Source organism: Mumia sp. Pv4-285, from assembly GCF_041320275.1.
Taxonomy (GTDB): domain Bacteria; phylum Actinomycetota; class Actinomycetes; order Propionibacteriales; family Nocardioidaceae; genus Mumia; species Mumia qirimensis.
Genome location: NZ_CP162023.1, coordinates 2,322,159 through 2,347,748, shown reverse-complemented (window position 1 = coordinate 2,347,748; position 25,590 = coordinate 2,322,159). Strand labels below are relative to the sequence as shown.

Here is a 25,590-nt window from a genome sequence, read left to right as displayed (position 1 = left end):
TGTGCGCCTATTCGACCGCCAGATCGGGATCGATCGATATCCTGTCCAGCGTGGAGGAAACCGACGCGCAGATCATCCGGCTCCTGTCCGCTGATGGCCGGATGTCTTTCACCGACCTCGGCCGGGCCACCGGACTGTCCACGAGTGCCGTTCACCAGCGTGTCAGGCGGTTGGAGGCACGGGGTGTCGTCCGCGGCTACCAGGCGCAGCTCGACCACCAGGCGGTCGGCCTCGGGCTCACGGCGTTCATCTCGATCCGGGCGATCGACCCGAGCCAGCCGGACGACTCACCAGAGCGCCTGCGTCACCTGGACGCGATCGAGTCCTGCTACTCGGTCGCCGGTGAGGAGAGCTACCTGCTGAAGGTGCGGGTGCCGACCACCAGCGCCTTGGAGAGTCTGCTCGCCGAGATCCGGGCGGCGGCGAACGTCTCGACGCGGAGCACCATCGTCTTGTCCACCTATTACGAGAACCGCCCGATCGGAGGCTGACCCCGTATGGCCGAACAGGCCACCTTCACCGTCCGTCGCGTCACGGAGCCCGAGCCTGCACTGCTCGACTCCTTGCACGCCGTGATCACCCATCTGGTGGAGGAAGGGGCGGCGCTCGGCTGGGTGGAACCCCCGAGCCGTTCGGAGATCGGTGACCTCCTCGGTGATCTCGTGCACGAGAGCGACCTCGACGACGCCTGCCTCGCCGTCGCCGAGAGCTCAGCCGGCGCCGTCGTGGGCTTTGCCTACTGGTCGCGCCGCATCGGCGAGACCGAGCAGCCGCACGCCGACATCGGCCGCGTCGCGGTCTCGTCCTCGGCCCGGGGCGGAGGCCTCGGCCAGCGGCTGGTGACAGAGCTGATCGACTACGCCCGCCTCGCCGGCATCGAGATCCTCACGCTCGACGTGCGCGGCAACAACCACGCGGCGATGGCGTTGTACGAGCGTCTGGGTTTCCGCGAGTACGGCCGCATCCCCGACTTCGTCGCGATCGGCGACCAGCGCTGGGACAACGTCTACTTCTGGCTCGACCTGCGTCCCGACGAGCACGACCTCAGGCTGCACGGCGACGCCCCGACCGGCCCCGGGGCCTCCGAGGTGCGCTGATGGGGGAGGCGCCCGAGCGCGTGCTCTATCGCGGTGTGCGGTTCGTCGACCGCGACGGCGTCGGCGCTCTCGCCGTCGAGGGTGACCGCATCGCATGGGTCGGCGCCGACACCGACGCCGATCGGTGGGCAGATGGAGCTGCACACGTCCACGCGCTCCCCGGAGTACTGCTGACGCCAGGTTTCGTCGACGCCCACGTCCACCTCGGGATGACGGGTCAGGCCCTGCGGGGCCTCGACCTGTCGGGCGCACGCTCGCGCGTCGAGGCGCTGGAGCGTCTCGACAGCCATGTGGCGGCATCGGCGGACGCCGTGGTGCACGGGCAGGGCTGGGACGACACCGACTGGGCGGACGGATCGCTCACCGGGACCGACGTCGATCGCGCGGTCGGTGGACGCGCTGTGTACCTCGCGCGGGTCGACGGGCACTCGGGCGTCGTGTCAGCGACGCTGGTCGACCAGGTCGCGGGTCTGCGCGACGCCGACGGCTGGCTCGGTGACGGTCGTGTCGAGCGCCAGGCGCACCACCTCGTACGCCGTCACCTGGCGACGACGACAGGATCGGCGCACCGCGAGGTGACGATCGGCACCGCCCTGCGCTCCGCGGCGGCGGCCGGCATCGTCTCCGTCCACGAGAACGCCGCCCCCGACATCTCCCCTCTCGACGACGTCGAGATCGTGCGCGGGCTTCGCGAGGCCGAGGTGCTTCCGGAGGTCGTCACGTACTGGGGTGCTCGTGACGCCTACGACGAGGCACGAGCGTACGGCGTCGCCGGGCTCGCCGGCGACCTCAACATCGACGGCTCGCTCGGCTCGCGCACAGCGGCCCTGCACGCGCCGTACGACGACCGCACGTCGTCGACCGGTCACCTCTACCTCGACGCGGACGACGTCGCGGCCCACGTCGTCGGATGCACGCGTGCGGGCCTGCAGGCCGGCTTCCACGTGATCGGTGACAGGGCGAGCACCGTGTTCGTCGAGGGACTCCGCAGCGCTCGCGACGTCCTCGGCACGGACACGATCCGCGCCGCGCGTCACCGTGTCGAGCATCTCGAGATGCCGTCGGGAGCCGATCTGGAGCTGCTCGCCCAGCTCGGCGTCACGGCGAGCGTGCAGCCGGCCTTCGACGCGGCATGGGGTGGCCGAGAGGGCATGTACGCCACGCGAGTCGGCCGCGCGCGAGCACGGGGCATGAACCCGTTCGCCGCGATGAACACGATCGGGGTCCCGCTGGCGTTCGGGTCGGACGCACCCGTGACGGCGTTCTCGCCGTGGGGAGCGATCGAGGCGGCGATGCGTCCGCGCAGCGGCGGGACCGGGCTGTCGCTCGTGCAGGCGCTGCACGCGCACACGGTCGGTGGTTGGCGCGCGGCGCGGGTCGACGACGCTGGCATGCTCGAGCCTGGCGCGGCCGCCCACCTGGCGTTCTGGGACGTGCCCGAGGGGGGCGACGGCATCGGTGCGGCGGTCGGCGGACACGCGCGGTGCGTCCGTACGGTCGTCGGCGGCCGCACGGCCTTCGACACGACCTCGACCGATGCCTGACAGTTGACAGGAAGGGCTTGTATTCGGCACTGTCGTACGTGATCGCCTCTCGGATGCTGGCGAGTGTCACGGGGAGAGGCCCAACGCCAGAAGTTCCGACGCCCACTAGACAACAGCGCGAGCTGGTCCGAAGGGTGTCGGACTTCTGGCGGATCTCTGTCCGGGCCATCGCTGCGGGGGCGCACTTCTCCGCCGGGTAGCGTTGTCCCGTGCCACGCCCCTTCTCCTTCGCCGACCGGACCTGGTTCCGGCGGACCGCCGCCGCCGCGATCGCCGGACTCCTCGTCGCGGGCGGCTTCGCTCCGTTCTCTCAGCCGTGGCTCGTCTGGCCTGGTCTCGTCCTTCTCGTCGTGGCCCTTCGTGGTGCCAGCGTGCGGGTCGGTGCGTGGCTCGGCTGGCTGTTCGGCACGACGTTCCTCCTCGTCCTCCTCCGATGGGTGCTGGTGTTCGACGTGCCGGCTGCCTACGTCGCTCTGGCGGCGTTCGAGGGGTTGTTCTACGGCGCGTTCGGAGCGGTCTTCTCGATCATCGCCCGGCGTCGCGCCTGGCCACTGCTGGGAGCACTCGCATGGATGGCGATGGAGCTGGCCCGCAGCCTGTTTCCGTTCGGAGGGTTCGTGTGGGGAAGGATCGCGTTCGCGGCTGTCGACTCGCCGCTGGCGCCCATCGCGCGCTGGCTCGGTGTCGGTGCGCTGTCCGGCACGGTGTTCCTGACGGCGGCCCTGGTCGTCTGGGCGTTCGTCGGATGGCGTCAGGGTCGGGGTCGTGCCCGCCGGCTGGTCGTCGGCGCCACCGCGGTCCTCGCCGTGGTCGCGCTGGGGGCAGTCCTGCCGGTCGGCATCGCCGGCGCGGGACGCACGATGCAGGTGGCGGTCGTCCAGGGTGATGTCCCGGGCACGGGAGCCCAGTGGTTCGGCGAGCAGCGCGAGGTGCTGGAGAACCACATCCGCGAGACCGGCGCGTACGCCATGCGGGTGCGAGCGGGCGAGGTACCCCAACCTGACATCGTCCTGTGGCCGGAGAACGCCTCCGACATCGACCCGACCACCGACGCCGAGGCCGGTGAGGCGATCACCCGAGCCGCCGAGGACGTCGGCGCCCCGATCCTGGTCGGCGCGATCCTCGACGGGCCCACCGACGGCACCGCGTACAACGCCGGCCTCGTCTGGGACCCGGTCACCGGGCCCGGCGACGAGTACATCAAGCAGCACCTGGTCCCGTGGGGCGAGTACGTCCCGATGCGGGACTTCTCGGAGCGTCTCGTGCCGCTGCTGGCGGAAGAGGTCCCGCGCGACATGCTGGCCGGCGACCAGTCGGGGGCTCTGGAGATCGGCGACACCACCGTCGGCACGATGATGTGCTTCGACGTGCTGTTCGACGGGCTCGCGCGAAGCGCCGTGATGGACGGGGCGGAGCTGCTGGTCGTCCAGACGAACAACGCGACCTTCACCGGGACGGCACAGCGCGAGCAGCAGTGGCAGATCGCGCGGCTGCGTGCGATCGAGTCGGGTCGCTACGTCGCGGTGCCGTCGACGAACGGCATCTCAGGGATGATCGGGCCCGACGGTACGGAGCTCGAGCGTGCTCCCGAGGAGCAGCCGGCGTCCTTCGGGCACGAGGTCACCGCGGCGACCGAGACCACGTGGGGCACCCGCCTCGGTGTGTGGGTCGAGGGCGCTGCGATGCTGGTCGTCGCGTTCGTACTGCTGAGCAGCGTCCGGAGGAAGGTGCGTCGACGGTGAAGACCCTTGTGGTGATCCCGACCTACAACGAGGTCGAGAACATCGCCTCGATCGTCGGGCGCGTTCGCTCGGCCGAGCCGGAGGTCGACGTGCTCGTCGTCGACGACGGGTCGCCGGACGGCACGGGCGCGATCGCCGACCGCCTCGCCGCTGCCGACGACGCGGTCCACGTGATGCACCGTACGGCGAAGAACGGCCTCGGCGCCGCCTATCTCGCCGGCTTCGCCTGGGGCCTCGACCGCTCGTACGACGTGCTGGTCGAGATGGACGCCGACGGTTCGCACCAGCCCGAGCAGCTGCACCGGCTCCTGGCCGCGATCGACGCCGGGGCCGACCTGGTGCTCGGTGCCCGGTGGGTCGACGGCGGAGAGGTCGTCAACTGGCCGAAGCGGCGTGAGGTGCTCTCGCGCGGCGGCAACACCTACGCCCGGCTCGCCCTCGGCCTCTCGCTGCGGGACGCGACCGGCGGCTATCGCGCGTTCCGTGCCACGGTGCTGCGCGACATCCTCGACGCCGAGGTCGCGTCGCACGGCTACTGCTTCCAGGTCGACCTCGCGCGCCGCGCCGTGCGCGCCGGCTACGACGTCCGCGAGGTCCCGATCACCTTCGTCGAACGCGTCGCGGGGGAGTCCAAGATGGACGGCGCCATCGTGCGCGAGGCCCTCGTACGCGTCACCGGCTGGGCCGTGCAGGACCGGACGCGTTGGCTGCGCGGCGTATTCTCGGGGCAGGGGAGCTGACAGCCCCCCGCGACACCGGACACCCCAAGGAGAGGCCGATGCGTCGAGGATTCATGGCCGCCCTGCTGCTGCTCCCCGTGGTCGAGATCGCGATCGCTGTCGGCGTCGCCGGCCTGATCGGCGTGGGCCAGACCTTGCTGGCGCTGGTCGCGCTCTCCGTGATCGGGGTGCTCATCCTGCGCAGTGCCGGGCGTCGCAAGCTCCAGGTGCTGCGTGCCGCGGCCGCCGACGGCATCGTCCCGCCTGCGGACAGCGGTGGTCCGAGCGCCGTCGCGGGCGTCCTGCTCGCGGTCCCCGGCTTCCTGACGGCGCTCGTCGGGCTCGTCCTGATGATCCCGCCGGTCCGACGGATCGCCGCTCGGCGTACGCGGCGTTGGGCAGAGAGCAAGGGTTCGTGGATCGTCACGGACCGGTTCGGTCGGCCGGCAGCCCGCCCCGACGTCGCGAGCGGCCAGTCGACTTCCGGGGCGCCCGCCGGGCCCGCAGCGCGGACCGTCGTGCAGGGCGAGGTCGTCGACGAGCCCTGACCGGCTGAGGACCATCTTCGGGACGCCGGCCGCAGGCAGACAAAAGCCTGGGCCGCGCCACGGGGGAGGGCGCGACCCAGGTGTCTTGTTGGGGGAGGGCTCTACAGCGCCCGCGGACGTGGTCCGCGGGCGACGGTCCTGCTCAGCGCTTGCGCGCCTTGGCCTTGACCTTGGCCGGCCGGTGCAGGTGGGCCGGGCCGATCTCACCGGCACGCAGCAGCTCGAGACGCTCGGTCAGGATCTCCTCGAGCTCCGGGATCGAACGCCGCTCCAGGAGCATGTCCCAGTGCGTACGCGGGGCCTTGACTTCCTTCTGCTCGGGCGCCTCGCCGTCGACGCGGCGGCCGACCTTGCCGGTGCGCGGGTCCTCCCACTCGGCGGGAACCTCGGCGTCGTCGGCCATCGTGACGGTGAAGGACTTGCCGTCGGGGAGGACGTACTCGACCTCCTGACGCGGCGCCATCTCGACACCCCGCTCGTCCTCGAAGCTCTGGGTCCCGAGCCGTGCTCCTCGAAGTGAACGCTCAGCCATCACTGCCCTCCCGACATTGGTTCCACACGATCTGAACTGGACGAAACGTGTCCGTTTCCATCCACACTGTCCAACGTATCGGGGGCTTGTGAGATTCCCCTGAGAGCGAAGAGTGTCCTACGCCACCCCTCAGACCCTTGCGGGGACCGGGTTTCCGGCCTCGTGAATCGCACGTCGTGGGTCGAGCCGTACCAGGAGGACGAATCCGACCATGAAGAAGACGATCAAGGCGAAGATCGCCGGCCGGTAGGACCCGGTCACCTGGTGGACGAGACCGAACACCAGCGTACCGAGCCAGCTCGTGCCACGCTCGGCGGCCTGGTAGAGGCTGAAGTACTCGGCTTCGCGCCCCGGCGGGATCATCTGCGAGTACAACGAGCGCGACAACGCCTGGGTTCCGCCCATCACGATCCCGATCCCTGCTGCGAGCGCCAGGAAGGGCAACACCTCACCGGCAGGCATGACGTAGCCGCAGGAGACGATGACCATCCAGACGACCAGCCCGCCCATGATCGTGCGGCGGGCACCGATGCGTCCGGCGATCCGGCCGAAGGAGAGCGCTCCTGCGATCGCCACGAACTGGACCAGCAGGATCGTTGCGATCAGCACCTCCTGCGAGAAGCCCAGCTCCTTCTGGCCGTAGACCGACGACGAGTAGATGACCGTCTGGATGCCGTCGTTGTAGAACAGGTACGCGATCAGGAACAGCAGGGTCTGCGGATAGTTCCTGAGGTGGCGCAGGGTCGCCCAGAGCTGGCCGAAGCTGCGTCTGATCAGTCCGGACTCGAGCCGGGAGTCGTCCGGCGGGATGTCTGCTGGCGGGTGGTCGCGCAGTCCGCGGTAGGCCAGGACGGTGAACCCGCCCCACCACAGGCCCGCGGAGAGCAGGCTGATCCGGACCGCGGTGTCCGTGCCGACGAGCTCCCCGGCGCCGAGCACCATGCCGAGGTTGACCAGCAGCAGCACGCCGCCGCCGAGGTAGCCGAACGCCCATCCGCGCGAGGAGACCCGGTCGCGCTCCTCGGGCGCGGCGACGTCGATGAGGATCGCGTCGTAGACCGTGAGCGAGGCCCCCATGCAGAGATTGGCGAACACCAGGAGGACTGCGCCGAGCTGCCAGTTGCTGCCGGCGACGAGGAACATGCAGCACGCGGCGGCAGCGCCCGTCCAGGCGAGCCGGGCGAGCAGGGTCCGCTTGGACTGCACCCGGTCCGCGATGGCGCCCACGATCGGCAGGACCAGCGCCGAGAGAAGGGTGGCGAACGTGACGACGTAGAACACCAGGGAGCCGGCCGAGAGCCCGAGGCCGAGCAGGTCGACGTTGCCGTCGCAGGGGTTCGCCGCCGTGCCAACGCGCCCGCACGCGTCGCGCTCGGCGACCGACGTCAGGTATGGGCCGATGAGGACCGTGCCGACACTCGTGATGTAGGCGGAGTTGGCCCAGTCGTACCAGTACCAGGCGCGTTGCTCGCGACGGCGTGAGCCAGCCGTCGCTGTGGGGTCGGTGGTCGTCATCGGGGGTCCCCTCCGGTCCAGAGCCCGCGGGCAGTGAGGACGTCTCGAAGGACGTCGATGCGGTCGGTCATCAGTCCGTCGACACCGAGGTCGAGGAGTCGAGCCATCTCGGACGGATCGTCGATGGTCCACACGTGGACCTCCAGACCGAGGGTGTGCGCGGCGCGGACGAACTTCGGCGTCACGATCGACAACCACCCCCGCCGCGTCGGCACCTGGACGCACGACACCCCCGTCCTGCGCAGTGCGGGCAGGACCCGCCACGGGTGTGCCATCACCCGGGCGATCTCCGGTGGGGAGGCCGACGTCGTGACATGCGGCGCCAACGCCCTGACCTGCCCGAGCCGTCGGTGGGAGAACGACGCGATGCAGACCCGGTCCGTTGCGCCGGCCTCCTCGATCACCCGCAGCGTCGGCGCGACGGTCGCCGCGTCCTTCACGTCGATGTTGAAGCGTGCGTCCGGGAAGGCGTCGAGCAGCTCGCGCAGGAGCGGGATCGGCTCGCGCCCGCCGATGCGCGCCCGGTGCACCTCGGTCGCGTCCAGGCGAGCGAGCGTTCCGCGCCGGTCGGTCGTCCGGTCGAGGGTGGCGTCGTGGAAGGCGAACACCGTGCCGTCGGCCGACACCCGGGCGTCCGTCTCCAGGTAGCGGTAGCCCAGGCGTACGGCGTTGTCGAAGGCAGCGAGGGAGTTCTCGATGTCGCGGTTCGGCGCGTACGCGGCGCCACCGCGGTGCGCGAACGCCAACGGCTTCGGTGAGGCGAGGAAGGGCGGCGCCGGGGCTGTCACGGGCCTAGTATGCCGCCCCCGGGTTCACGATCCACCGTGTTCGCGAAGGTGCGTCAGACGAGGCGCCGGGCGCGCAGCACCGCGTCCCGCAGATCGACCTCGTGACCGTGCGGGTCGTGTGCCGTACGAGGCTGATCTGCGGCGATCTGCACCTCCCACTGATCCCGGTCGAGAACCGCGGCGGCCTGCGCGATGTCAACACCGTGGCCGGCGTGGTGAGTGGTGTCGTGCCCGACGACGAGCAGCGTCCCGCCCGGCGCGACCGCCCGCGCGAGCCGCTCGACCACGTCCTCGTACGGCGCTTCGACGTGCACGTAGTGGGACGTGACGAGGTCGAAGTGCTCGGACCCCGGCGTCCACACCGTCAGGTCGGCCACGCGCCAGTCGATGCGTGCGGAGACGTCGCCCCCGGCCTCTGCCGCACGCTCGCGCGCTCGGCGGACCGCCGAGGGCGCGACGTCGAGCGCGGTCACGGTCCAGCCCTGGGACGCGAGCCAGATCGCGTCGTTGCCGACGCCGCAGCCGGCGTCCAGCGCCGTACCCGGGGAGAGGTCGGTCGCCGCGTCGACCAGCGGCTGGTTCGCCGCGTTCGCGCTCGACGGCGTGTGGGCGCGATATCGCGCCTCCCAGAACTGTGGGTCGTACGTCTCGGGCATCTAGGAGGCCTCCCTCGTGGTGCTGCGGAAGGCGGCGACCGCCTGGCGGGTCTCCTCCTCGATCAGGTCCGCGTTGACGTGTGCCCCTGCGAGCGCGCCGGCAGCGGCTGCGGCGCCGACCTGAGCGCTCAGGTCGGTCGCGTTCCCCGCAACCCAGACGCCAGGCACCTCCGTACGTCCCGTGCCGTCGGCGACCAGGTGCTCTCCGGCTCCGCTGACGTGCTCCTGGGTCCGCAGGCCGAGGCCGGCCAGGAAGTCGGCGCGGGCGGTCATCCGCGCTCCGACAGCGAGAGCTTGACGGGCGACCACCCTGCCGTCGTCCATCCGTACGCCGGTCAACCGGTCGCCGGTGGACTCCAGGCCGCTGACGGTTCCGGTGACGACGTCGATGCCACGCGCGGCGAGCTGCTCGGCCTGCTCGACGCTCGGCGGGGCGGCCGTGTGGGTGAAGAGGACGACGTCGTCGCTCCACTGGCGGAACATGAGCGCCTGGTGCACGGCGAGGGGACCGGTCGCGAGGACGCCGATCGCCTGGCCGCGGATCTCCCAGCCGTGGCAGTACGGGCAGTGCACGACATCGCGGCCCCACCGCTCGCGCAGGCCGTCGACGTCGGGCAGCTCGTCCACGAGGCCGGTCGCGACCAGGATCCTGCGCGCGGCGAGCGTACGTCCGTCTCCGAGCTCCACCGTGAACCGGTCGACGTCGCGGCTGACGGCGGCGACGGTGCCGGGGACGACGTGACCGCCGTACTGGCGCACCTCGTCACGCCCTCGGGCAAGCAGCTCGGCCGGGGAGATCCCTTCCCGTCCGAGCAGACCGTGGACCGCGTGCGCAGGCGCGTTCCGGGGGGACCCCGCGTCGATGACGACGACCGACCGGCGGGCGCGGGCAAGCATCAGCGCGCCGTTGAGCCCGGCGGCGCCACCTCCAACCACCACGACGTCATAGCTGTGTTCGAGTTCTTCTCGCATCGTTTCTCCTCTCTCCCTCGAGGGTGGGGGAGAGGCGACGAGATGGCAAACATTGTTGCTGTAGTGGCAAACTGCTTAGCATGGACACCCTCGATGCGGTCGGACCGCGGCTCCGCAGCCTCCGCAAGCAGAACCAGACGACCCTCGCCGACCTGTCGAGCACGACGGGCATCTCCGTCAGCACCCTGTCGCGGCTCGAGTCGGGGAGCCGCAGACCCACCCTCGAGCTCCTGCTGCCGCTCGCCCGTGCGTACGGCGTCACGCTCGACGACCTCGTCGGCGCACCGCCGACCGGAGATCCGCGGATCCACATGCGGCCCGTCACCCGCAACGGCATGACGATGGTGCCGCTGACCCGACGCGCCGGAGGCATCCAGGCCTACAAGCTCGTCATCGCGCCCGAGAGCCGGACGACCCCGGACCTCAAGACGCACGACGGGTACGAGTGGGTGTACGTCCTCAACGGCCGGCTCCGCGTCCTTCTCGGCGACCAGGACTTCGTCCTCAGTCCCGGTGAGGCGGCCGAGTTCGACACGCGGGTGCCGCACTGGTTCGGCGCCATCGGCGACGAACCCGTCGAGTTCCTCAGCCTCTTCGGCCGCCAGGGGGAGCGGGCACACCTCCGCGCCCGCACGAAGGCGACCGACGGATGAGGAGAGGGCGACATCCTGCTGGGCTCGACTCCGCGGGATGCTCGTACCTCGCGTCCCACTCCACCTCACTCCTCAGATGTCGCTCTCTTCTTTCCGCGACATCCTGCGGGGCTCGACTCCGGCGGCGGGCTCGTTCCTCGCCCGACACCTCCGTCTCACTCCTCAGATGTCGCGGAACGTCTCGATGTCGGCCCCCAGCGCATTCAACCGGGTCGCCAGATCCTCGTAGCCGCGGTTGATGACGTACACGCTCCGGAGCACCGACGTGCCCTTCGCGGCAAGCATCGCGATGAGGATGACGACGGCCGGTCGCAGCGCCGGCGGGCACACCAGCTCGGTCGCACGCCAGCGCGTCGGGCCCTCGATCAGGACACGGTGCGGGTCGAGCAGCTTCACGTTCGCGCCGAGCTTGTTGAGCTCGGTGAGGTAGATCGCGCGGTTCTCGTACACCCAGTCGTGCAGGAGCGTGGTCCCCGACGCGTTGGCGGCGATGACGGCGAAGAACGGCAGGTTGTCGATGTTGAGACCGGGGAACGGCATCGGGTGGATCTTGTCGATCGGAGCGTGCAGGACCGACGGGTAGGTCGTGATGTCGACCAGCCGGGTCTCGCCGTTCTCGGCGAGGTACTCGTCGCTTCGGTCGTACGTGAAGCCCATCTCCTCGAGCAGTGCCAGCTCGATCTCCATGAACTCGATCGGCACCCGGCGCACGGTGATGTTGGACTCCGTGACGATCGCCGCGGTGATCAGGCTCATCGCCTCGATCGGGTCCTCGCTGGGGGCGTACTCGACGTCGACGTCGATGCGCGAACGCCCGGTCACCCGCAGCGTTGTCGTGCCGATGCCCTCGATCTGGACGCCGAGCTTCTCCAGGAAGAAGCACAGGTCCTGGACCATGTAGTTGGGGCTGGCGTTGCGGATGACCGTCGTGCCCTCGTGCCGCGCGGCGGCGAGGAGCGCGTTCTCGGTGACCGTGTCGCCGCGCTCGGTCAGGACGATCGGGCGGGTCGGCGCGACGGAGGGGTCGACGATCGCGTGGTAGCTGCCCTCGGTGGCCTTCACCTCGAGGCCGAACGGGCGCAGCGCGGTCATGTGCGGCTCGACGGTGCGCGTGCCGAGGTCGCAGCCGCCGGCGTACGGCAGGTCGAACGACTGCTCGCGGTGCATCAGCGGGCCGAGGAACATGATGATGCTGCGGGTCCGGCGGGCGGCCTCCTCGTCGATGCCGCTGAGGTCGAGCGTCGCCGGGGGCACGAGCTCGAGGTCGCCCTCGTCGCCGATCCAGGTGGTTTTGAAGCCGATCGACTCCAGCACCTCGAGGAGCCGGTTGACCTCCTCGATGCGGGCGACCTTGCGCAGGGTGGTGCGCCCCTCGTTGAGCAGAGCGGCGCACAGCAGCGCGACACCGGCGTTCTTCGAGGACTTCACGTCGATCGCGCCCGACAGCTTCGTCTCTCCGACGACCCGGAGGTGGCTCGGGCCGGAGGTGCCGAGCGCGACGAACTCCGAATCCAGCGCCGCACCCACGCGAGCGAGCATCTCGAGGGAGAGGTTCTGCTGCCCCTGCTCGATGCGGTTCACGGCGCTCTGGCTGGTCTTCAGGAGCTGAGCAAGCTCTGCTTGGGTCAGGCCACGGTGCTTGCGGGCATCGCGGATGAGGTTCCCGATCCGAGTCAGGTAGTCGTCAGTCATAGGCTCCACCGTATCTCACATATGAGATAAATCGTCGCGGTCAAGGTGTTCGGCGTGTCACGTGACGCCGCCGTGCCCCCGACCCGAGCAAGGGACCCTCACCACCGTACGGGGTGGTTCAATGGCGCGATGAGCAACCCCACCGTCGTGTCGCCGATGAACCGCGACCGCCCCGTGGACGTCTTCGTGCACGACCTTCCGAAGGCCGAGCTCCACGTCCACCTCCTGGGCGCGGCCTCGCCGGAGACCGTTCTCGGGCTCGCACGTCGGCACCCCGAGATCGGCGTGCCGACGGAGCTCGACGGACTCCGGGAGTTCTTCCGGTTCAGCGACTTCGCGCACTTCATCGAGGTCTACATCCAGACCAACCAGCTCGTCACGACGCCCGAGGACGTCGCCGATCTCGTCGCCGGGGTCGGGGCCGACCTCGCGGCCACCAACGTGCGCTACGCCGAGCTGACGGTGACGCCTGACAGCCAGCTGCTCATGGGGATCGCTCCCGACGAGCTGGCCGAGGCGCTCCTGACGGGCCGCGCCCGAGCCCGTGAGGTGGGGATCGAGCTGGCGTGGGTGTTCGACATCCCCGGCGAGCTCGGGCTGCCGTCGGGGGAGCGGACGATCGACTGGGTCGAGCGGTACGCCCCTGACGGATCCGTGGGTTTCGGGCTCGGCGGGCCCGAGGTCGGCGTGGAACGTCCGCAGTTCGCCGACGTCTTCGCGCGGGCACGAGCGCTCGGGCTCGCGAGCGTGCCGCACGCCGGGGAGACGACCGGTCCGCAGACGGTCCGCGACGCGATCGACGTCCTCGGTGCCGTCCGGATCGGCCACGGGATCCGTGCGGCCGACGACCCCGACCTCGTCGCCGAGCTGGCCGACCGCCGCATCCCGCTCGAGATCTCGCCGACCTCGAACCTGTGCACGGGGGCGGTCGCGTCCATCGACGAGCACCCGTTCAACGCGCTTCGGGAGGCAGGCGTGGTCGTGACGCTCAACAGCGACGATCCGGGGATGTTCGACACGACCCTCGAGCACGAGTACCAGCTCGCGCACGACGCCTTCGGCCTCACCTACGTCGATCTCGCCGACCTCGCCCGTACGGCGGTCGACGTCTCCTTCGCCCCCGACGGGCTCAAGCTCGACATCCGGGCAGAGATCGACGCCGTCGTCGCCGAGGGCCTGCTCGAGTCCTGATGGTCAGACCGACTGACGTCAGAGCGTGACGGAGCCGTCCTGGCCGAGCAGCAGTGCCTCGTCCGCGCCGCCGAGCTCGCTCACCCGTCCCCAGTAGATCGGGTAGCCCAGGTCGGAGATCGTGCGGTCGTGGATCGGCAGGACGACCCGCGGCGCCACGGCCCGGACGAAGTCGACGGTCTCGCTCACCTTCGCCCACGGAGCGCTCAGCGGCACCGCCAGGACGTCGACACCGTCCGGCACCGTCTCGTACGAGTCGCCGGGGTGGAACAGCCTCAGGCCACCGGCGTCGACGAGCACACCGACGTTGTCGATGCGCGGCATGTCCGGGTGGATGACAGCGTGGCGGGACCCGACACCCGTGAGGGAGATCGAGCCCAGCTCGACGGCGACGTCGGCGGCGGTCTTGGTCCAGTCCCCGACCTCGAGGGCGGCGGCGGTCTGCGGGTCGGCGAGGAGCCTGGCAGCGGGGTTGCCGTCGAGGAGCCCGCCGACGCGGTCGCGGTCGACGTGGTCCGCGTGCTGGTGGGTCACGACGATGGCGTCGAGACCCGTGAGGGAGAACGTCTCGTCACGGCTGAAGCCGCCCGGGTCGATGAGGACCCTCTGGTCGCCGTGCTCGACGAGAAGGGCGGCGTGACCGAATCGCGTGATCTGCATGCTGCCATTCAACTCCCGTCCCGCGCCGGTGCACAGGGAGGCCACGGTCGACGGCCGCGGCTACGCTCTGCCTATGGCGGAGCGGGAGATCCTCACCTGGGAGCTGTACGGGACGGCGAGCCGCGAGCTCGCCCAGGCGGTGGCCGACAGTGGTTACGAGCCGACCATCGTGCTCGGGATCGCGCGCGGCGGGCTGATCCCCGCGGGTTCCCTGGCGTACGCGCTGGACTGCAAGAACCTCTTCACGATGAGCGTCGAGTTCTACACCGGCGTCGACACCCGGCTCGACGTGCCGGTGATGCTGCCACCGTTCCTCGACCGAGCCGACCTGACCGGGGCCGACGTCCTGATCGTGGACGACGTCGCGGACACCGGCAAGACGCTCGAGCTGGTCCACGACTTCTGCGCCGACCACGTCCGTACGGCGCGTACGGCGGTCATCTACGAGAAGCCGCACTCGACCATGAAGCCCGACTTCGCGTGGCGGACGACGGATGCGTGGATCAACTTCCCGTGGTCGACGATGCCCCCGGTCGTCCGGCGCACGGGGGTGCTGGACGCCTGAGCCGGAGGCCGCCCTTCATGGTCGGCGTGCGACGACCTCGAGAACCCCCGTGGCCACGGCGCGTTCGCTGAGGCGCGTCCACCCTCGCAGCAGGAACACGTCGGCGGCGGGGATCCGTGCCGCGATGCAGCCGCCCGGACGCAGCGCGTCGGTGATCCGCGCCCACAGCTGCGGGGCACCAGCGGCGACGGTCGTCAGCCGGTCGAGCGCCCTCAGGTCGGCGGTGGCGCGGACGGCCTCGTGCGCGGCGGGGTTCTCGTCGACGTGCGCCGTCGGCCGACGGAGGCTCTGTCGTGTCGCACCCGCCGATGCTGGCACGCCCGCCGCACCCTGTCCCCGACCGCGGCGCTCCGAGAGCGCCAACCGTGTCCGAGTTGGAACAATGTCCAGATCCGTCACGTCCCGCGAGGAGCACCGATGTCCGTGATGCGCTCGATCGTCCTGTTCGCGGTGGCCGCGCTGTTCGAGATCGGTGGCGCCTGGCTCGTCTGGCAGGGCGTTCGCGAGCATCGTGGCTGGGCCTGGATCGGCGCTGGAGTGCTCGCCCTCGGCGCGTACGGGTTCGTGGCGACGATGCAGCCGGACGCCCACTTCGGACGGATCCTCGCTGCGTACGGCGGTGTCTTCGTCGCAGGCTCCTTGCTGTGGGGCATGGCGATGGACGGGTTCAGACCCGACCGGTGGGACGTTACCGGCGCTCTGATCTGTCTGGTCGGTGTTGCCCTGATCATGTACGCCCCGCGGGAGGCCTGACGTGCGGTGGCCTTGTACCCTTCGCTGGTGAAGAGCCCTCGTACGATGCCGGCGGAGACTGTCCGCCTGTTCGTGCTCGCCACCTGCTCGACCCTGGCGGTCGGGCTGCTCCAGGAGGAGCACAAGGCCTGCGCCCCGTTCCTGCTGCTGCTCGCGCTCGCGGCGCTCGGCGTGCGGTGGGCGCGCGTGATGTTCGCGATCTCCGCGGGGTTCTGGACCCTGATGGCAGGCATCGGATGGGTGTACCTGCTCTACCACGGCGGTGACGTCAGTGCCGCCGATGCTCGCGGCCTCGCGTGGATGACCATGTGCGCTGTCGCGCTGGTCTGCATCACCTCGCCTGCGGTGAAGAGCTGGGCCAGCGCTCAGACGTCACCAGCGGAGTCGTGCTCGATCTCGCAGTCCGCCCCCGGATAGACGAGGGCCTCGTGCCCGTCGTCGAACCGGACGACGTACGGCGGTTGGCCGTCCTCACCCTTCACCGTCACGATCTCACCGCTGTGGTCCGCCGAACCGACCGTACGGCCGTGGAAGCGGATGCGTTCTCCGACTGTCGCGTGCATGTCCACACCCCCTCCCGCCAGGCTACGGCGGGAGAGGGTGCGGCGTAAGGCCTGCGGGACTCTCAGGTCTGCGGCACGCGGTCCAGGAAGCCGACGACGTGGCTCATCCGGCCCTCGGCGGCGAGGACGGCGACGTCGGCGCCGACGATCAGGTCCTCGGCGCCCTCCGGGCCCAGGTTCCAGCCGAAGCGCAGCACGTCGTGGTGCCCGTCCACCAGCTCCGCGGGCGTGAACCGCATGCCCGGAAGCTGCTGGTGGACGGCGCCGACGAGGTCCGACAGGGCCGCGCGTCCCGACACCTCCGCCTGCGGGTCCACGTACGAGACGTCCGGTGTGAACGTGCGGTCGGCGATGGTCGCGCGCACCGCGGCGTCCGGCTCGTTCCAGAACGCCAGGTAGTCCGCGAGCAGGGTCTCGTACGCCGTCGTGGTCAGCTCGGTCATCGGTCGATCCTTCCGTCGGGAGCCGCTCCTGCGGCTCGGTCGTGGCTCCACCGTGACTGGGCAGAGGGAAGCGTGTCGATTACCTCGGAGGTCATGGCTGGACGTCGGCTGATGCGCCAGAGTGAGCACGTGACGACGACACAGACCGATGACACCTCGGTGGGCGACCTGCTGCGGGAGTGGCGGACGAGACGGCGCTACAGCCAGCTCGCGCTGTCCAGCGAGACGGGGATCTCGACCCGGCACATCAGCTTCGTGGAGACCGGCCGGGCTCGGCCGAGCAGCGAGATGATCCAGCGGTTCTCTGATGCGCTGTCGATCCCGCTGCGCGAGCAGAACCGGCTCCTGCTCCGTGGCGGCTTCGCGCCGGCGTACCCGGAGCGTCCGCTGGAGCACGACGAGCTCGCGTCCGCACGCCGGGCGGTGCGCGAAGTCCTCGTCGCTCACGAGCCCAACCCGGCGCTCGCAGTGGATCGTCTGTGGAACGTGGTCGACTCGAACGCGGGCGTCGCGCTCCTGACCTCCCTGGTCGCTCCCGAGCTGCTCGAGGGCACCATCAACGCGCTGCGCCTCACGCTGCATCCTGACGGTCTCGCGCCGCACCTCGACAATCTCGTCGAGTGGCGCGCCGCTGTGCTGTCCGCTCTCCTGCGCGGGGCGGAGGCTCGCGGCGACGACGAGATGTTCGCGCTGCACGACGAGCTCGCCGCCTACCCTGTCGCCCGGGCGAAGATCGGGCACGAGGACCCACGCCCGCGCGTCTACGTGCCGATGGTGCTTCGCGTCGACGATGCCGTGCTGTCGTTCTTGTCGGTGATCTCGACGTTCGGCACACCGCTCGACGTGACCGTGTCCGAGCTGGCGATCGAGACGTTCGTCCCTGCCGACGCGGCCACGGGGGAGTGGCTGCGTCGGCACGTCGGACGCGAGTGACAAGTCCCCTCGCATCTCGTCGCAACTGGCGCGACAGTGGGATGACACACGAGACGACGGAGGATCCGATGACAACCCGACTCAATCCGTACCTGTCATTCAAGAACGAGGCGCGGCAGGCGATGGAGTTCTACGCGTCCGTGCTCGGCGGTGACCTGAGGGTCAGCACGTTCGGCGAGTACGACGCGACGTCCGATCCCGATCGCAGCGACGGTGTCATGCACGCTCAGCTCGAGACGGCGAACGGGCTCGTCCTGATGGGTGCGGACACGCCGCCCGAGATGGGGGAGCCGTCCTCCAACGGGACCGTGTCGCTCAGCGGCGAGGACGAGTCGGAGCTGCGCGGCTACTGGGACGGGCTCGCTGACGGCGCGCAGATCAGTGTTCCCCTGGAGAAGGCCCCGTGGGGTGACTCCTTCGGCATGCTCGTCGACAAGTTCGGCGTCGCGTGGATGGTGAACATCTCCGGGCAGGGCTGACCGGACGCGTTCAGGCGGTGACGAGGACGACGTCGTCGTCCTGACCGGGCCACCGCCCGCGCAGGGCCGGCCGCTCGGACTCGGCATCGATGCCGTCCGTCAGCACGCGGCGGACGTCGATCGTGGTCCGTGCGACGTCGACGTCAGCGCCGGACCCGTGCGCGAACGTCGTCAGCTCGCGCGTGACCAGCCGTCCGTCGTCGGCTTCGACGACCTCGTCCGCCTGGTGGCCGCCCCTGACGATCGCAGCGACGACGGCCTGCACGTACACCGGGTCCGCCGTGCCGTCGTACGCCCACCTCTCGCCCAGCACGGAGTGGTGCATCGTGCCGACCAGCGCATCGTCGGCACCTTCGAGCGGTGCCGCACGGTAGGTCAACGGCACCTGCAGGACCGGGCCGCCGGGGTAGCGGACAAGGAGGGTCTCGATGCCCACCTCGCCGGCCGGGTCGTCGAAGCGGTAGGCACCTACCCGCTCCAGCTCGCCGTCAGCACCGCCAGGGAACCAGGCCTGCGAAGGCAGCCAGGTGCTGAGGATGTCAAGCTTGCCCGGTACGAGCTCTGCTCGGTGGATGAGCGCCATGGGCGCCATCACACCACGCGGGTCGTCGCGGACGCGACTCTCAGGACGGACGTGTCGCCAGGTGGGGGAGCAGCAGCGACTCCCACAGGTCGGCGCGCTCCTTGCGGAAGAACCCGTGATGACCGATCGAGGACAGGCCGTGGTCGCCCGGATCGACGCGGACGACCTCGACGACAGCGTTTGGGAGGCGCTCGGCGAGGTCGCGGAAGCTGCGCTCACCGAGCAGCTCGTCGTCGGTGAACGACAACGACACGGTCGGTGTGGAGACCTCCTCGTACGCCGTCGTCAGCTCGGGGAACTCCGTCCAGAGGTAGTCGCGGTTCATGCACCAGCGGCCCCACTGCCGCATCACCTGGGGAGGAAGGTCGCCGAGGACGCCGATCCGCTTGCCAGGGAAGTAACCGGCCACGGCGATGGCTGCAGGGGCGAGCGCCTTCCACAGGAACGGCGCCTGCCAGCGGACTCGGGGTGCGTTGAAGCGCCACGTGCCGGTGCCCGACGAGACGAGGACTGCGCCGGAGAACCGCTCGTGCGGGACGAGCCCGAGAGCCTGACCACCGAGGCTGTGGCCCACCCAGGTCGTCGGCAGTCCGTCGGCGCGCTCCAGCGCGTACGACGCGGCGTCGCGCGCATCGAGCATCCAGCGCATGGCGTCCGCGTCGACGTCGGAGAGCGAACCGGACGACGACCAGCCGTAGCCGGTGTAGTCGAACAGCAGCACCGCGATGCCTCGATCGCGTAGCCAGGCTGCCAGGTGGCGGTAGTAGGTCGCCTCGGTCGCCATCGCCGGGGCGAGGACGACGACGCCACGAGGCCGCCCCTCGGGTTCGAACCAGCACCCACCGAGCGTGCGTCCGTCCGACGTCGGGATCTCGAGCTCGTCTAGAACGATCGTCATAATCAGGGAGTCTGTTCTATGACAGTCGTTCTAGTCAAGGGGTAGGATCCGTCGCATGGGTGATGCACGTTCGACCATGGTCGCCGGCGCAGCGTCGATGATCGGCCAGCGCGGCGTCGGCGCGACGAGCGTCCGCGAGCTCGCCAAGCACACCGGAGCGCCGCTCGGGTCCACGTACCACTACTTTCCCGGCGGCAAGGAGCAGCTCGTCACGGAGGCGGTCGAGTGGACCTCCGGCCGGATCGAGACGCTGCTCACCCGAAGCACGAGTGCTCTCGATGCGTTCGACGCGTTCGTCGAGAGCTGGCGACGACTCCTGAAGTCGACGGACTTCCATGCGAGCTGCCCGGTTCTGGCCGTCGCGACCGAGGCGCCGGAGCTGGGGGAGTCGGGCGAGTCGGTGGCCAGTCAGGCGTTCGCGCGCTGGCACGGCCTGATCGCCGGCCGGCTCGAGGGAGACGGCGTCGACGCGGAGGAGTCGAGGGCGCTCGCCTGGACGATCATCGCGGGCGCCGAGGGGGCCGTCGTGGTCGCGCGGAGCCAGCGCTCGACCGAGCCGCTGGACGCGGTGGCCGAGCGGCTTCGGTCGGTGGTGGCAGACGCGGTCGACGGAGCGCAGTGATGCGACGGCGACCGCTCGACGTGAGCTGCTGGGCCGACCGCGACCTCTCGTACGCCGAGATCGGCGCGACGGCCGACGCCAGCCCCACCGCCAGGCTGACGCCGGGCTACCACCGGGTGGACGAGACGCGAGTGGTCGGCGTCGGGGCGACGCTGTTCGACGCGGCCGCCGGCCGGCTGATGGATCTCGCGATGCATCGGGGGACCGGCAACGAGGTCGTCGCGTCCGCCGTCCCGGTCGAGCTCGGGACGGTGATCGTCCAGCGTCTGCGGCTCGGCCCGTTGCGGTTCGTCGCGCCGTGCCGGGTCGTCGACCTGGTCGACGAACCCTCGCGGCGCGGCTTCGCCTACGGCACGCTCGAAGGCCATCCCGAGTCCGGTGAGGAGCGGTTCGAGGTGGCGATCGATGCGAACGGGCGCGTGACCCTGCGGATCGCCGCGTTCTCCAGGCAGGGCCGCTGGTTCACCAGGCTGGCCCCCGGGCTGGCGCGCGTGGTCCAGGGCTGGATGACCGACCGCTACTTCCGAGCGATGCAGGAGCTGTGACGCCGGACCGTCAGACGGCGGCGGCCGCATCCTCGGTGGGCTCGTCGGCCGGCGTCTCGGCGGCCTCGCGAAGCTCCTCGTCGCGCTCCTTGCGGTACTGGCCGACCGAGTAGGCGACCGCGGCGATCCAGAGCGCGGCGAGTGCGACGTACACGAGGGACCGCACGTCTCCGGAGGCACCGAGCCAGTCGCTCTTGAGCAGGGTGCGGACGTTCGTGATGATGATGAGACCACCGACGAGCGATCCGAGAACCCGCGGTGGGATGTGCCGGACGAGCCAGGCCGCGATCGGCGCAGCGATCATCCCGCCGATCAGGAGCGCGAGCGCCCAGGTGTAGTTCACGCCCTGCGAGCCGATGCCGACGAGGAAGCCGAGACTGGCGGCGACCGCGACCAGGAACTCGCTGGTGTCGATCGAGCCGATCGTCTTGCGAGGCTCGAGGCGGCCGCTCGCGAGGATGGCGGGTGTGCCGACCGGCCCCCACCCGCCGCCGCCGGTGGAGTCGACGAAGCCCGCGACCAGCCCGAGCGGCGCGAGGAACCTCTTGCGGAGCGGCTTGCCGAGGTTGCCCTTGGGCAGGCCGGAAGCGGTGAAGCGCACCAGGATGTAGATGCCGAGAGCCAGCAGGATCATCGACATCAGCGGTGCGGCGGCCTCGGTGGAGAGGCTGGAGAGGAACGTCGCACCCGCGAACGCGCCGATCGCTCCCGGGATGCCGATCTTCGCGACGACCTTCCAGTCGACGTTGCCGAACTTCCAGTGCGCGGCGCCGGAGACGAGCGTCGTCCCGATCTCGGCGAGGTGGACGGTCGCCGAGGCGGCCGCCGGGTTCGTGCCGATGGCGAGGAGGAGCGTCGTCGACGTGACGCCGTACGCCATGCCGAGGCTGCCGTCCACGAGCTGGGCGCCGAGTCCGACGATCGAGAGAAGTACCAGGCTTCGCATTGCGTCTCCACCAGATTACGTAAGTCAATAGGTTCGGTACACAATAACCAGGCTTTCGGTCACGGTGCAAGAAATTCACGAAGTCGGTCCGGATACCGTGTCCCGATGGATCGCGAGCAGCTGGTCGAGTACGTCCGCGCACGGCGCGACGGCGTCGTCACGAGCGTCGGCCCTGACGGTGCGCCGCAGGCGGCGTACGTCGAGCTCACGGCGACCGGCCGAGGGGAGATCGTCTTCGACGCTCGCGCCGCCTCGCGGAAGATCGCGAACCTCCGCGAGGACGCCCGCGTGGCGATCGTCATCGGCGGCTCCGACGGCACGACGCTGCAGTGCGAAGGCGAGGCCGACATCCCGGACGGACGCGACCGCGAGCGGTGCGCAGCGGCCTACGTCGCCGACCTGCCTCAGTACGAGGCGTCGTTGACCGAGCCCGGGATCGTCCTCGTCCGCGTCCGCCTGAGCTGGGTCCGGCTCGCCGACCACCGCTCGGAGGTCGCCGTCATCGACGAGCTCACGTTCGGCTCGCCCGAGATCGACCTCAGTGGCGCCAACGCGACACGCGGGTGACCCAGTACGGGGTGTCCGGCGTCGGGGGCGTCGTGAACCGGGCGTTCGGCAGGTAGAGCCAACGCCCGAACGACGCGACGGTCGTCGGCACGTCGAATCCCGGATCGGTGATGACGCCCACCAGGCGACCGGCACGGCCCTGCCGGTCGAGCTTCACGACGGCGATCTGGTTCAGGCGGTTCTGCACGACGTACAGAGTGCGCCCCTCGAGCAGCATCCCGTCACCGTTGGCGAGGGACGCGCCACCGAGGTCGACCGTACGCGCGACCCCGGTCCGAGGATCGACACGGTAGAGCTCTCCGAGCGTCGAGTGGACGACGAGCAGCGCCTTCCCGTCAGGCGTCTCGGTCAGGCCGTTCGCTCCGAACCCCGAGCCCTGGACCCAGTCGCCCGACAGCGGCAGGGTCGTCACCTGTGACGGGTCCGGGAGGCCGCCGTGGCGGCCGAGCGGCACGGCGTACAGCTGCGGCCGCGAGGAGTCGGTGAACCAGGCCGCGCGCTTGGTCAGGACGACGTCGTTGACGAAGGACGGCGCCGTCGTGAACGTGTACGAAGCCAGCACCTCACCCGTACGCGTGCTCACGACCCGACCGTCACCCGCTGGACCTCCGGCCACGAAGAGGCGACCTCGCCGGTCGGACTTCATGCCCACCGACGGCGTCCCGGGGCCCTGACTGATCACCTCGCCACGGCCCGTACGCAGGTCGACCTCGTAGATGTCGCCGTCGGCGCGGGACCCGAACCAGGCGGTGGGGCCGGGACCCAGCGCGATGCCCTCGGGCAGGAATCCGTCCGGCAGCTCCAGCCGGTCTGGGAACGCCTGCGCGGTGGCGGGCGGGGGCGCCAGCACAGCGGCGGCCAGCACCGTCGCGATGGCGACAACGAGCTTGCGTGGCTTCATCGGTGGTCACTCCTCGTCGGTCGGGAGGGGACGACCCGTCCACCGTAAGCACGGTCGTACGACCGTGCCAAGGTCTTGGCATCGAGGTCCGTGGCACGGACACGGTAGAACGGAGGGGTGACACCGTGGGACCTCGAGACGACCGGGGTCGTCGAGCTGCCGTCAGGCCGACGCGTCCGCGGTCGCAGCGCGCGGGCTCCACGCCGACCAGGGGAGGAGCCGACCCTCGCCGTGCACCTCGCCGGCAGACGCCCGCCTTCGGAGCCGTGGGACGTTCGCTGGATCCGGTGGCGCGACTTCTGGGTCCCGAGTCGACCGGACGAAGCGACGGCCACCCTCCGGGAGGCGTACGACCGGGCGACGTACGAGCGGGTCGAGGTCAGGTGCGGTGGCGGGATCGGGCGTACGGGCACCGCGCTGGCCGTGCTGTGCGTGCTCGACGGGGTCGAGCCGCACGACGCCGTCGCATGGGTGCGGACGCACTACCACCACCGGGCCGTCGAGACGCCGATGCAGCAGGGGTACGTGCGCAGGGTCAGACCAGGCTCGCGGTGAGTCCGCCGTCGAGCACGTAGCTGCTTCCGGTCACCCACGACGCACGGTCCGACGCGAGGAAGCACACCACCTCGGCGATGTCCTCAGGGGTGCCCAGACGCCCCTGCTTCGCGGCGACGAGATCACCGAAGGGCACCTGCGTGGCGGCCTCGAAGTCGGGCCGGAGACGGTCGACCATGCCGGTGTCGGCGAAGCCGGGACAGACCGCGTTCACACGGACGCCGGAGGTGCGCAGCTCGACCGCCGCGACGCGCGTCATCTGGATCAGCGCCGCCTTGGTCGCGCAGTACGACCCGAGCAGCGGGCTGCCCCCGAGCCCGGCGACCGACGAGATGTTGACGATGTTGCCGCCGGACTGGACGAGGTGGGGGACGGCCGCCTTGGTCGCCACGAAGGGTCCGCGGACGTTGACGGCGAAGATCTTGTCGAAGCTCTCCGTCGACTGCGTCACGAGAGGGCTGGAGATCTCGATGCCGGCGTTGTTGACGAGTACGTCGAGCCCTCCGAGGATGCCGACCGCCTCCTCGATCGCGGACTCGACCGCCGCCTCGTCGGTGACGTCGCAGCTCGCGGTGCCCGCGGCACCGATCTCGACACGGGTCGTCTCGGCCGCTTCGGCGTCCACGTCGCTGATGACCACCTGAGCACCTCGCTCGATCGCGAGGGCGGCGATGGCACGACCGATGCCCCTGGCCGATCCGGTGATGAAGATGCGCTTGCCGTCGAGCTCTGACATCAGGGCCTCCTGGAGGGGTCGGTGTGAGGAGGCTAGCCGAGGTGCATGGTCTCCTCCCGCGAGGATGCATCGACGTCCACGACGACCGGCGTCAGATGACCTCGTCCAGCTCAGAGCGGAGGTGGGTCGCCTCGACGTCGCGAGCGACCGCCTGGGCGAGGAGCATCCGCAGCACGTACACGAGGAGCGCCACGCCCCCGACCATGAGCCCGAACCCGCCGATGAGAAGGACGATGCCCGGGGCGACGCGCTCTCCGGGAGCCAGGGCCACGCCGAGCGCGAAGACCAGGAGCGATGCCAGCGCGACCGCACCGATGACGACGTCGACGTAGCGGAAGGCCGCGTGGGAGAACACGGTGCCCTGTCTCATCATCGTGAGGAGGCGCCACACGCACACCATCACGACCTGCGCGGCGACGATGCCGAGGAGCACGATGACGACGATCGGAGCCCGGACCGCGGCCGGGGCCTCCTTGAGGTCGATCGCCAGCAGCGGCACCATCACCGCCTGCACGAAGACGGAGCCGGCGATGCCGAGCACGAGCACGATCCTCAGCGCGAGAAGCACGAGCTGACCCATAGCAACCTCCCTGTCGACCCACGCTATAGAGATCAGTCCGCCGATGCACCGATCGCCTGCTCGAGGATGCCGATCGCCTTGGGACCGACGCCGTGGAGCTCACCGAGCCGGCGGATGCCGTAAGCCCGGACGTCGGCCAACGACGTCAACCCCGCCCCGGCGAGCGCCCGCGTCGCGGGACTGCCGATCGCCTTCGGGAGGTCTCCCACCTCGCCGACGCGCGCGGTCGCCGATGCGCGAGCATCCGCGGCCACGTCCTCGGGCGCGGCCGCGAGCCAGCCTCGCCGCACCCAGTGGTTCAGCTGCTGGCCGTTGAGGTCGGCGAGGGGGACGCGTACGCCGGGGAGGCGAGGGCCGGCGGCAACCCGCTCGGCTGTCGGATGCTCGGCGAGCACCGTGTCGACGTCGGCCTTCGGAAGGCGAAGCTGGACGACGCGGTCCTTCGAGACGTCGGCGAAGCCGTTGCCTGCGACGGTGAAGCGGATGAGTGCGCCCTGGGAGTCCTCCTCGACGCCCGGCATCGACAGGGCCGCCTTGCGCAGATGAGCGAGAGTCGTCATGCGCCCATCATGCCGAGCGCAGGGACGGTCCCACGTGGAAGTCCTTCACCGG

At 70.4% G+C, this 25,590-nt stretch carries 34 protein-coding genes; 17 read left to right on the top strand and 17 right to left on the bottom strand.

All coding sequences use genetic code 11. The annotated features are described in order from the left end of the window. Window positions 1-50: 50 nt before the first annotated feature. The 6 genes from AB3M34_RS11410 to AB3M34_RS11385 all read left to right on the top strand — a co-directional run bounded on the left by AB3M34_RS11410 (window position 51) and on the right by AB3M34_RS11385 (window position 5,650). A complete protein-coding gene (locus AB3M34_RS11410; RefSeq protein WP_370613949.1) occupies window positions 51-491 on the top strand; it encodes an Lrp/AsnC family transcriptional regulator in 441 nt (146 codons plus the stop codon). A 6-nt stretch (window positions 492-497) separates the two neighbouring features. Next, complete coding sequence (locus AB3M34_RS11405) at window positions 498-1,097, top strand: GNAT family N-acetyltransferase (RefSeq protein WP_370613947.1); 600 nt, start codon at window positions 498-500, stop codon at window positions 1,095-1,097. Then, the gene (locus AB3M34_RS11400) at window positions 1,097-2,641 is read left to right on the top strand and encodes an amidohydrolase (protein ID WP_370613945.1); all 1,545 of its coding nucleotides are present in this window, start codon (window positions 1,097-1,099) and stop codon (window positions 2,639-2,641) included. Before AB3M34_RS11405 ends, AB3M34_RS11400 begins: the two co-directional genes overlap by 1 nt. A 209-nt stretch (window positions 2,642-2,850) precedes the next feature. Then, entirely contained in the window at window positions 2,851-4,383 is a 1,533-nt protein-coding gene (lnt, locus tag AB3M34_RS11395; RefSeq protein ID WP_370613944.1) for an apolipoprotein N-acyltransferase, read from the top strand. Next, on the top strand, window positions 4,380-5,123 hold the full coding sequence (locus AB3M34_RS11390) for a polyprenol monophosphomannose synthase (protein ID WP_370613943.1): 744 nt from the start codon (window positions 4,380-4,382) through the stop codon (window positions 5,121-5,123). The genes lnt and AB3M34_RS11390 overlap by 4 nt, the downstream gene beginning before the upstream one ends. A gap of 38 nt (window positions 5,124-5,161) precedes the next feature. Then, window positions 5,162-5,650: an FxsA family protein gene (locus AB3M34_RS11385; RefSeq protein WP_370613942.1), complete on the top strand. Its 489-nt coding sequence runs from the start codon at window positions 5,162-5,164 to the stop codon at window positions 5,648-5,650. Window positions 5,651-5,792: 142 nt separating this feature from the next. On the opposite strand, the gene AB3M34_RS11380 is transcribed toward AB3M34_RS11385, so the two are convergent. From AB3M34_RS11380 to AB3M34_RS11360, 5 genes are all read right to left on the bottom strand, one after another. Then, window positions 5,793-6,182 carry an RNA polymerase-binding protein RbpA gene (locus AB3M34_RS11380; protein WP_370613940.1) on the bottom strand — a complete coding sequence of 130 codons (390 nt, stop codon included), beginning with the start codon at window positions 6,180-6,182 and terminating at the stop codon, window positions 5,793-5,795. A gap of 129 nt (window positions 6,183-6,311) precedes the next feature. After that, window positions 6,312-7,697, bottom strand: coding sequence for an MFS transporter (locus AB3M34_RS11375; RefSeq protein ID WP_370613939.1), 1,386 nt, complete (start codon window positions 7,695-7,697; stop codon window positions 6,312-6,314). Beyond that, on the bottom strand, window positions 7,694-8,485 hold the full coding sequence (locus tag AB3M34_RS11370) for a glycerophosphodiester phosphodiesterase (protein WP_370613937.1): 792 nt from the start codon (window positions 8,483-8,485) through the stop codon (window positions 7,694-7,696). The genes AB3M34_RS11375 and AB3M34_RS11370 overlap by 4 nt, the downstream gene beginning before the upstream one ends. 53 nt (window positions 8,486-8,538) lie before the next feature. Next, on the bottom strand, window positions 8,539-9,141 hold the full coding sequence (locus tag AB3M34_RS11365; RefSeq protein WP_370613935.1) for a class I SAM-dependent methyltransferase: 603 nt from the start codon (window positions 9,139-9,141) through the stop codon (window positions 8,539-8,541). Continuing rightward, window positions 9,142-10,113, bottom strand: coding sequence for an NAD(P)/FAD-dependent oxidoreductase (locus AB3M34_RS11360; protein WP_370613933.1), 972 nt, complete (start codon window positions 10,111-10,113; stop codon window positions 9,142-9,144). It lies immediately after the preceding gene. A gap of 80 nt (window positions 10,114-10,193) precedes the next feature. Here AB3M34_RS11360 and AB3M34_RS11355 point away from each other — a divergent pair, with 80 nt between their 5' ends. Further along, entirely contained in the window at window positions 10,194-10,766 is a 573-nt protein-coding gene (locus AB3M34_RS11355) for a helix-turn-helix domain-containing protein (protein WP_370613932.1), read from the top strand. A 162-nt stretch (window positions 10,767-10,928) separates the two neighbouring features. On the opposite strand, the gene AB3M34_RS11350 is transcribed toward AB3M34_RS11355, so the two are convergent. After that, window positions 10,929-12,458, bottom strand: a complete 1,530-nt coding sequence (locus tag AB3M34_RS11350; RefSeq protein ID WP_370613930.1) for a helix-turn-helix domain-containing protein — start codon at window positions 12,456-12,458, stop codon at window positions 10,929-10,931. 129 nt (window positions 12,459-12,587) lie between these two features. On the opposite strand from AB3M34_RS11350, the gene add reads away from it, so the two are divergent. Further along, window positions 12,588-13,649, top strand: coding sequence for an adenosine deaminase (add, locus tag AB3M34_RS11345; protein ID WP_370613928.1), 1,062 nt, complete (start codon window positions 12,588-12,590; stop codon window positions 13,647-13,649). A gap of 18 nt (window positions 13,650-13,667) precedes the next feature. Here add and AB3M34_RS11340 read toward each other — a convergent pair whose 3' ends face one another. Then, window positions 13,668-14,309, bottom strand: coding sequence for an MBL fold metallo-hydrolase (locus AB3M34_RS11340; protein ID WP_370613926.1), 642 nt, complete (start codon window positions 14,307-14,309; stop codon window positions 13,668-13,670). A 73-nt stretch (window positions 14,310-14,382) separates the two neighbouring features. Here AB3M34_RS11340 and AB3M34_RS11335 point away from each other — a divergent pair, with 73 nt between their 5' ends. Beyond that, entirely contained in the window at window positions 14,383-14,874 is a 492-nt protein-coding gene (locus AB3M34_RS11335) for a phosphoribosyltransferase (protein WP_370613924.1), read from the top strand. Between the two features lie 15 nt (window positions 14,875-14,889). Here AB3M34_RS11335 and AB3M34_RS11330 read toward each other — a convergent pair whose 3' ends face one another. Next, window positions 14,890-15,192 (bottom strand): hypothetical protein, encoded by a 303-nt coding sequence (locus tag AB3M34_RS11330; RefSeq protein WP_370613923.1) that lies wholly within the window; start codon window positions 15,190-15,192, stop codon window positions 14,890-14,892. 99 nt (window positions 15,193-15,291) lie between these two features. Here AB3M34_RS11330 and AB3M34_RS11325 point away from each other — a divergent pair, with 99 nt between their 5' ends. Together AB3M34_RS11325 and AB3M34_RS11320 are read left to right on the top strand one after the other, a co-directional pair. Further along, window positions 15,292-15,627: a YnfA family protein gene (locus AB3M34_RS11325; protein WP_370613921.1), complete on the top strand. Its 336-nt coding sequence runs from the start codon at window positions 15,292-15,294 to the stop codon at window positions 15,625-15,627. A 27-nt stretch (window positions 15,628-15,654) separates the two neighbouring features. Beyond that, complete coding sequence (locus AB3M34_RS11320) at window positions 15,655-16,044, top strand: hypothetical protein (RefSeq protein WP_370613919.1); 390 nt, start codon at window positions 15,655-15,657, stop codon at window positions 16,042-16,044. Here the strand turns inward: AB3M34_RS11320 and AB3M34_RS11315 are convergent. Together AB3M34_RS11315 and AB3M34_RS11310 are read right to left on the bottom strand one after the other, a co-directional pair. Further along, window positions 15,993-16,190 carry a DUF1918 domain-containing protein gene (locus AB3M34_RS11315; protein ID WP_370613917.1) on the bottom strand — a complete coding sequence of 66 codons (198 nt, stop codon included), beginning with the start codon at window positions 16,188-16,190 and terminating at the stop codon, window positions 15,993-15,995. The genes AB3M34_RS11320 and AB3M34_RS11315 overlap by 52 nt on opposite strands. 62 nt (window positions 16,191-16,252) lie before the next feature. Continuing rightward, complete coding sequence (locus AB3M34_RS11310; RefSeq protein WP_370613915.1) at window positions 16,253-16,633, bottom strand: nuclear transport factor 2 family protein; 381 nt, start codon at window positions 16,631-16,633, stop codon at window positions 16,253-16,255. A 129-nt stretch (window positions 16,634-16,762) separates the two neighbouring features. On the opposite strand from AB3M34_RS11310, the gene AB3M34_RS11305 reads away from it, so the two are divergent. Continuing rightward, window positions 16,763-17,566, top strand: coding sequence for a helix-turn-helix domain-containing protein (locus AB3M34_RS11305; RefSeq protein ID WP_370613914.1), 804 nt, complete (start codon window positions 16,763-16,765; stop codon window positions 17,564-17,566). 68 nt (window positions 17,567-17,634) lie between these two features. Further along, window positions 17,635-18,045 carry a VOC family protein gene (locus tag AB3M34_RS11300; RefSeq protein ID WP_370613912.1) on the top strand — a complete coding sequence of 137 codons (411 nt, stop codon included), beginning with the start codon at window positions 17,635-17,637 and terminating at the stop codon, window positions 18,043-18,045. A 10-nt stretch (window positions 18,046-18,055) separates the two neighbouring features. Here AB3M34_RS11300 and AB3M34_RS11295 read toward each other — a convergent pair whose 3' ends face one another. Further along, entirely contained in the window at window positions 18,056-18,628 is a 573-nt protein-coding gene (locus tag AB3M34_RS11295; RefSeq protein ID WP_370613910.1) for a CG0192-related protein, read from the bottom strand. A 40-nt stretch (window positions 18,629-18,668) separates the two neighbouring features. Continuing rightward, window positions 18,669-19,526, bottom strand: coding sequence for an alpha/beta fold hydrolase (locus AB3M34_RS11290; protein WP_370613908.1), 858 nt, complete (start codon window positions 19,524-19,526; stop codon window positions 18,669-18,671). A gap of 55 nt (window positions 19,527-19,581) precedes the next feature. On the opposite strand from AB3M34_RS11290, the gene AB3M34_RS11285 reads away from it, so the two are divergent. Next, entirely contained in the window at window positions 19,582-20,148 is a 567-nt protein-coding gene (locus AB3M34_RS11285; RefSeq protein WP_370613906.1) for a TetR/AcrR family transcriptional regulator, read from the top strand. Continuing rightward, complete coding sequence (locus tag AB3M34_RS11280) at window positions 20,148-20,693, top strand: DUF1990 family protein (RefSeq protein WP_370613905.1); 546 nt, start codon at window positions 20,148-20,150, stop codon at window positions 20,691-20,693. Before AB3M34_RS11285 ends, AB3M34_RS11280 begins: the two co-directional genes overlap by 1 nt. Window positions 20,694-20,703: 10 nt before the next feature. Here AB3M34_RS11280 and AB3M34_RS11275 read toward each other — a convergent pair whose 3' ends face one another. Next, window positions 20,704-21,639 (bottom strand): sulfite exporter TauE/SafE family protein, encoded by a 936-nt coding sequence (locus AB3M34_RS11275; RefSeq protein ID WP_370613903.1) that lies wholly within the window; start codon window positions 21,637-21,639, stop codon window positions 20,704-20,706. Between the two features lie 105 nt (window positions 21,640-21,744). Here AB3M34_RS11275 and AB3M34_RS11270 point away from each other — a divergent pair, with 105 nt between their 5' ends. Then, window positions 21,745-22,206, top strand: a complete 462-nt coding sequence (locus AB3M34_RS11270) for a pyridoxamine 5'-phosphate oxidase family protein (RefSeq protein ID WP_370613902.1) — start codon at window positions 21,745-21,747, stop codon at window positions 22,204-22,206. Here the strand turns inward: AB3M34_RS11270 and AB3M34_RS11265 are convergent. After that, window positions 22,178-23,107, bottom strand: coding sequence for an SMP-30/gluconolactonase/LRE family protein (locus AB3M34_RS11265; protein WP_370619916.1), 930 nt, complete (start codon window positions 23,105-23,107; stop codon window positions 22,178-22,180). The genes AB3M34_RS11270 and AB3M34_RS11265 overlap by 29 nt on opposite strands. 117 nt (window positions 23,108-23,224) lie before the next feature. Between AB3M34_RS11265 and AB3M34_RS11260 the strand changes: the two genes are divergently transcribed. Further along, a complete protein-coding gene (locus AB3M34_RS11260; RefSeq protein ID WP_370619914.1) occupies window positions 23,225-23,662 on the top strand; it encodes a protein-tyrosine phosphatase family protein in 438 nt (145 codons plus the stop codon). Here the strand turns inward: AB3M34_RS11260 and AB3M34_RS11255 are convergent. The 3 genes from AB3M34_RS11255 to AB3M34_RS11245 all read right to left on the bottom strand — a co-directional run bounded on the left by AB3M34_RS11255 (window position 23,643) and on the right by AB3M34_RS11245 (window position 25,538). Beyond that, entirely contained in the window at window positions 23,643-24,398 is a 756-nt protein-coding gene (locus AB3M34_RS11255) for an SDR family NAD(P)-dependent oxidoreductase (protein ID WP_370619912.1), read from the bottom strand. The two genes, AB3M34_RS11260 and AB3M34_RS11255, sit on opposite strands and share 20 nt — an antisense overlap. A gap of 91 nt (window positions 24,399-24,489) precedes the next feature. Further along, window positions 24,490-24,978 carry a DUF2975 domain-containing protein gene (locus AB3M34_RS11250; protein ID WP_370619911.1) on the bottom strand — a complete coding sequence of 163 codons (489 nt, stop codon included), beginning with the start codon at window positions 24,976-24,978 and terminating at the stop codon, window positions 24,490-24,492. Window positions 24,979-25,010: 32 nt separating this feature from the next. Beyond that, a complete protein-coding gene (locus AB3M34_RS11245) occupies window positions 25,011-25,538 on the bottom strand; it encodes a hypothetical protein (protein ID WP_370619909.1) in 528 nt (175 codons plus the stop codon). Window positions 25,539-25,590 lie beyond the last annotated feature (52 nt).

What these genes read in the sequence shown, in the direction of transcription:
- AB3M34_RS11350 (WP_370613930.1), bottom strand. Translation starts at nt 12,458, where the DNA reads ATGACTGACGACTACCTGACTCGGATCGGGAACCTCATCCGCGATGCC.
- AB3M34_RS11335 (WP_370613924.1), top strand. Translation starts at nt 14,383, where the DNA reads ATGGCGGAGCGGGAGATCCTCACCTGGGAGCTGTACGGGACGGCGAGC.
- add (WP_370613928.1), top strand. Translation starts at nt 12,588, where the DNA reads ATGAGCAACCCCACCGTCGTGTCGCCGATGAACCGCGACCGCCCCGTG.
- AB3M34_RS11245 (WP_370619909.1), bottom strand. Translation starts at nt 25,538, where the DNA reads ATGACGACTCTCGCTCATCTGCGCAAGGCGGCCCTGTCGATGCCGGGC.
- AB3M34_RS11275 (WP_370613903.1), bottom strand. Translation starts at nt 21,639, where the DNA reads ATGCGAAGCCTGGTACTTCTCTCGATCGTCGGACTCGGCGCCCAGCTC.
- AB3M34_RS11355 (WP_370613932.1), top strand. Translation starts at nt 10,194, where the DNA reads ATGGACACCCTCGATGCGGTCGGACCGCGGCTCCGCAGCCTCCGCAAG.
- AB3M34_RS11400 (WP_370613945.1), top strand. Translation starts at nt 1,097, where the DNA reads ATGGGGGAGGCGCCCGAGCGCGTGCTCTATCGCGGTGTGCGGTTCGTC.
- AB3M34_RS11300 (WP_370613912.1), top strand. Translation starts at nt 17,635, where the DNA reads ATGACAACCCGACTCAATCCGTACCTGTCATTCAAGAACGAGGCGCGG.
- AB3M34_RS11250 (WP_370619911.1), bottom strand. Translation starts at nt 24,978, where the DNA reads ATGGGTCAGCTCGTGCTTCTCGCGCTGAGGATCGTGCTCGTGCTCGGC.
- AB3M34_RS11310 (WP_370613915.1), bottom strand. Translation starts at nt 16,633, where the DNA reads ATGACCGAGCTGACCACGACGGCGTACGAGACCCTGCTCGCGGACTAC.
- AB3M34_RS11285 (WP_370613906.1), top strand. Translation starts at nt 19,582, where the DNA reads ATGGGTGATGCACGTTCGACCATGGTCGCCGGCGCAGCGTCGATGATC.
- AB3M34_RS11385 (WP_370613942.1), top strand. Translation starts at nt 5,162, where the DNA reads ATGCGTCGAGGATTCATGGCCGCCCTGCTGCTGCTCCCCGTGGTCGAG.
- AB3M34_RS11270 (WP_370613902.1), top strand. Translation starts at nt 21,745, where the DNA reads ATGGATCGCGAGCAGCTGGTCGAGTACGTCCGCGCACGGCGCGACGGC.
- AB3M34_RS11360 (WP_370613933.1), bottom strand. Translation starts at nt 10,113, where the DNA reads ATGCGAGAAGAACTCGAACACAGCTATGACGTCGTGGTGGTTGGAGGT.
- AB3M34_RS11290 (WP_370613908.1), bottom strand. Translation starts at nt 19,526, where the DNA reads ATGACGATCGTTCTAGACGAGCTCGAGATCCCGACGTCGGACGGACGC.
- AB3M34_RS11280 (WP_370613905.1), top strand. Translation starts at nt 20,148, where the DNA reads ATGCGACGGCGACCGCTCGACGTGAGCTGCTGGGCCGACCGCGACCTC.
- AB3M34_RS11315 (WP_370613917.1), bottom strand. Translation starts at nt 16,190, where the DNA reads ATGCACGCGACAGTCGGAGAACGCATCCGCTTCCACGGCCGTACGGTC.
- AB3M34_RS11365 (WP_370613935.1), bottom strand. Translation starts at nt 9,141, where the DNA reads ATGCCCGAGACGTACGACCCACAGTTCTGGGAGGCGCGATATCGCGCC.
- AB3M34_RS11295 (WP_370613910.1), bottom strand. Translation starts at nt 18,628, where the DNA reads ATGGCGCTCATCCACCGAGCAGAGCTCGTACCGGGCAAGCTTGACATC.
- AB3M34_RS11340 (WP_370613926.1), bottom strand. Translation starts at nt 14,309, where the DNA reads ATGCAGATCACGCGATTCGGTCACGCCGCCCTTCTCGTCGAGCACGGC.
- AB3M34_RS11405 (WP_370613947.1), top strand. Translation starts at nt 498, where the DNA reads ATGGCCGAACAGGCCACCTTCACCGTCCGTCGCGTCACGGAGCCCGAG.
- AB3M34_RS11255 (WP_370619912.1), bottom strand. Translation starts at nt 24,398, where the DNA reads ATGTCAGAGCTCGACGGCAAGCGCATCTTCATCACCGGATCGGCCAGG.
- AB3M34_RS11380 (WP_370613940.1), bottom strand. Translation starts at nt 6,182, where the DNA reads ATGGCTGAGCGTTCACTTCGAGGAGCACGGCTCGGGACCCAGAGCTTC.
- AB3M34_RS11325 (WP_370613921.1), top strand. Translation starts at nt 15,292, where the DNA reads ATGTCCGTGATGCGCTCGATCGTCCTGTTCGCGGTGGCCGCGCTGTTC.
- AB3M34_RS11375 (WP_370613939.1), bottom strand. Translation starts at nt 7,697, where the DNA reads ATGACGACCACCGACCCCACAGCGACGGCTGGCTCACGCCGTCGCGAG.
- AB3M34_RS11265 (WP_370619916.1), bottom strand. Translation starts at nt 23,107, where the DNA reads ATGAAGCCACGCAAGCTCGTTGTCGCCATCGCGACGGTGCTGGCCGCC.